The following is a 3,147-nucleotide window of genomic DNA, read 5'->3' as shown; positions in this document are numbered from 1 at the left end:
GCTCCTCGCCGAGGGCCTCGATCCCGCGCCGCGCATCGCCGTGCTCAAGGGACTTGGCTACGGGTGGGCCACTGTACTCGTCAAGCGCGAGCCGTTCACCCGCGATGAGGTCGCGGTGCTCGGGGACTTCGCGAGCCGCTATCGCTTCCCGCTCCTCTACGACCCGCTCGCACCGTCGAGCGACGGCTTCGACCAGGTCATCCGCGGCGGCGCGGAGCGCGACGGCGACCTGGATCTCCGACCGGCGACGGACGACTGGCCCTTCTTCTTCCTGAGCCTTCGGTGGCGCAGCCTGCCCCGCATCCTCGGCCGGCAGTCGAGCCCCCTCCTCAATCCGCTCGGCTTCCTGATCGCGAACCTGCTCGGCCTGGCGCTACTGGCCGTTGTCCTGATCGGCTGGCCGCTTTGGCGCCTGCGCGGCGCGTGGCGCGCGACGCGGGGCAAGGCCGCGGCGGTCGCCTATTTCGCAGCGCTCGGCGTCGGATTCATCCTCGTCGAGGTGGCCCTCATGCAGCGCTTCACGGTCTTCCTCGGCAATCCCGTCGTCGCGGTCGCGACCGTGCTCGCCGCGCTCCTGGTCGCCTCCGGGGTCGGCAGCTATGCCGCGCGCTCGGCCCGTGGTCTGCGCACGCTGCCGCTCGCGGTCGGCTGGATCGTCGTCGTCCTGCTCTTCTTCGCCTCACCGCTGTTCGGCCGGCTGCTGCACGACCTGTTATGGGCGCCCCTCGCGCTCCGGGGCGTCGCCTGCGTGCTGCTCGTCGCCGTCGCCGGCATTCCGATGGGGATGCCCTTCCCGGCGGGTATTGCCCGTGTCGCGGAGCGGGCCGGACCCTTCGTCCCCTGGGCGTGGGGCATCAACGGCATGACGTCCGTGGCCGCCTCTTTGGCGAGCTACCTGCTCGGCATGATCGCGGGCTACACGGTGATGTTCTACGTGGCTGCAGCGCTGTACGGCAGTGCACTGGTCTGCTCACGCCGGCTCTGAGGGACCGCCGGTGCCGTTCCCCGCATGAAGGCGGACCAGGCAGCGCTCCCAGCCAGTTGGCGCCCTGGAACCGCGCGACGCAGCGTCTTCGCCGCCACCGCTCCGTTGACGACGCAGTGGAGGTACTCCATTTGACCCCCTGAAGCGCGACAGTCCTTCTCCCCCGCGTCGCCCCCGCGACGCGCTGCCTCGTACGCGAAACTCTCGTGTGCACCGGTTCGGCGACCTCATTCCAGGCGGCGTGGGCGGACGCGCCGCAAGGAAGGAACCCCCACGGCCGCCTGCGTCAGAACCCCTGGTAGATGAAGACGTGCTGCTCGGTGGGCGCGTAGAGCACGAGCGCCGTGATGGCCAGCGCATAGAGCAGGCCGCGCACGACGATCGCGGCGAGGGAGGGCCGTGCCTCACGCATGGAGGGCAGCGGCGATCTCCTCGGCGAACGGCCTCTGGAAGCCGCTCAGGTCGGGCATCAGGTGGTCGAAGTCGATGAAGGCCTCCGCCGGCATCCAGGCGCGCGCATCGACGACGCGCACCTGATGGCGCTCGGCGACGCGCGTCACGATCGCCGCCGCCTCGGCGGAGAACCCCGGACGGTGGTACTCGCCGGTCGCGTCGAGCTCGATCAGCGGGTTCTCGGGCATGAGGAAGACGATCGTGGTCCACGGGCCGCCTGCGAGCCCTGTAAGCACGGCGTCGAGCACCCGCGCCCCCGGGCTCTGCTCGGTGAGGACAGGACCCGCCGCACGCTGCCGCGCGAGTTCCAGGTAGCCGTCACTGCCGATCTTCAGGTAGTCCACGAAAGCCGCGAAGGCCGGCGCGGCCCGCCAGGCTCGGTATGCGACCTCGACCCGCTCGCCCTTGCTGCCGTGGATGTAGTCGAAGAGCGCGCGCGTGCTCGCGAAGTGCTCCGGGAAGGGTCCGGGGTCCGCGGGGCGCGCGAGGCGGTCCTCGAGCGCAGCGCGGGCGAACTCGCGGAAGCGGTAGAGCGGCCAAAGCGTGCGTATCCATCGGTCGACCCGCTCGACGGGGGTGTCGCGCGGCTCGACCCCGCTCGCCCAGCCGACGCGGAGCAGGCGAGCCGGCTCGCCGGCGAGCGGGCTCGCCGCGGTGCCGAGCAGATCCGACGTTCCCATCGTGAGGACGACGAGCTCCGGGTGCAGGCGCCCGAGGTGACGGACGAGCGTCTCCTGGTCGCCGAGGCCGGCCCCGAAGATGCCAAGATTCACCACGCTGGCGTCACGCGCCGCCGGGAGCCGAGCGAGCTCCGGCTGCACGAACGACTCCCGTGCCGAGAGGAAGATGCGGGAGTTGCCGAGCAGAGCGACCGGCGTCCGCACGGCGGCATCGGGCGCGTAGAGCTTGCGCGCCGCCTGGTAGGTCTGCGCGAACACGACCCGGCTCATGTCGCGCGTGTCCTCGAAGGCGGTCGGGCCCCAGAGCAGCAGGGAGTGCGTGACGCCAACGTCGATCAGCGCCAGGAAGACGAGCGTGACGCCCCACGTGATGGGATGGTGCGCGGCCCCCCGCTGCATTAAGCGCCGACTAGCGGCCCGTTCGGGGTCTGTCAACGCGCCGTGCACGGCCGTTCCTCGATTTGAACTCGACGCGCCACCTGGGATAGCTTCCGCCGGCGTGAAACGGCTGGCCGAAATCCCACCGAGCGCCATCGAGAGAACGCCGAGGGATGGGGGCTGACGACCGCGAGCTCGCCGCGATGATTCTCGGCTTCCTGCGCAACGAGCTCGCTCTCGACGTGGCGGAGATCGGCGAGCACAGCGCGCTCGTCACCACCGGCATCCTCGACTCCGCCGGTCTGGTCCGGCTCGCCGCGCTGCTCGAGCGGCGACTCCGAATCAGGATCCCCGATCGCGACATCAACGCCGAGAACTTCGATACGATCCGGCGCATCCAGACGTACGTGAAGCACAGGGCGCCGGGCTGAGTCGAAGGGGCATCCGGGATGCTCCTCGCCCTCCTCGGCGCGCTCGCCCTCGCGCCGTTCTATTGGCTCCTGACGCCCGCCCGCCGTCGCCGTGACGCCCTCGCGCTCGCGAGCCTCGCCGTCCTGGTCGCCTACGACCCACGTGTCGCGGCCGTTGTTGGCGGCGTGGCGCTCGGGCTCTTCGCCGCGCTGCGCGCGATGCGGGTGCCCAGCACGGCCC

At 71.0% G+C, this 3,147-nt stretch carries 3 protein-coding genes; 2 read left to right on the top strand and 1 reads right to left on the bottom strand.

From position 1 onward, the window contains the following. Positions 1-1,389: 1,389 nt before the first annotated feature. On the bottom strand, positions 1,390-2,517 hold the full coding sequence (locus E6J59_19485; protein TMB16091.1) for a hypothetical protein: 1,128 nt from the start codon (positions 2,515-2,517) through the stop codon (positions 1,390-1,392). Between the two features lie 152 nt (positions 2,518-2,669). Here E6J59_19485 and E6J59_19480 point away from each other — a divergent pair, with 152 nt between their 5' ends. Together E6J59_19480 and E6J59_19475 are read left to right on the top strand one after the other, a co-directional pair. Continuing rightward, positions 2,670-2,927, top strand: a complete 258-nt coding sequence (locus tag E6J59_19480; GenBank protein TMB16090.1) for an acyl carrier protein — start codon at positions 2,670-2,672, stop codon at positions 2,925-2,927. An 18-nt stretch (positions 2,928-2,945) separates the two neighbouring features. Then, positions 2,946-3,147 (top strand): hypothetical protein (locus E6J59_19475; GenBank protein ID TMB16089.1); only part of this gene is annotated, 202 nt, incomplete at its 3' end.

This window comes from Deltaproteobacteria bacterium (assembly GCA_005879795.1).
GTDB lineage: Bacteria > Desulfobacterota > Binatia > DP-6 > DP-6 > DP-6.
This window is presented reverse-complemented; position numbering and strand designations above follow the sequence as displayed.

What these genes read in the sequence shown, in the direction of transcription:
- E6J59_19485 (TMB16091.1), bottom strand. Translation starts at nt 2,517, where the DNA reads ATGCAGCGGGGGGCCGCGCACCATCCCATCACGTGGGGCGTCACGCTC.
- E6J59_19480 (TMB16090.1), top strand. Translation starts at nt 2,670, where the DNA reads ATGGGGGCTGACGACCGCGAGCTCGCCGCGATGATTCTCGGCTTCCTG.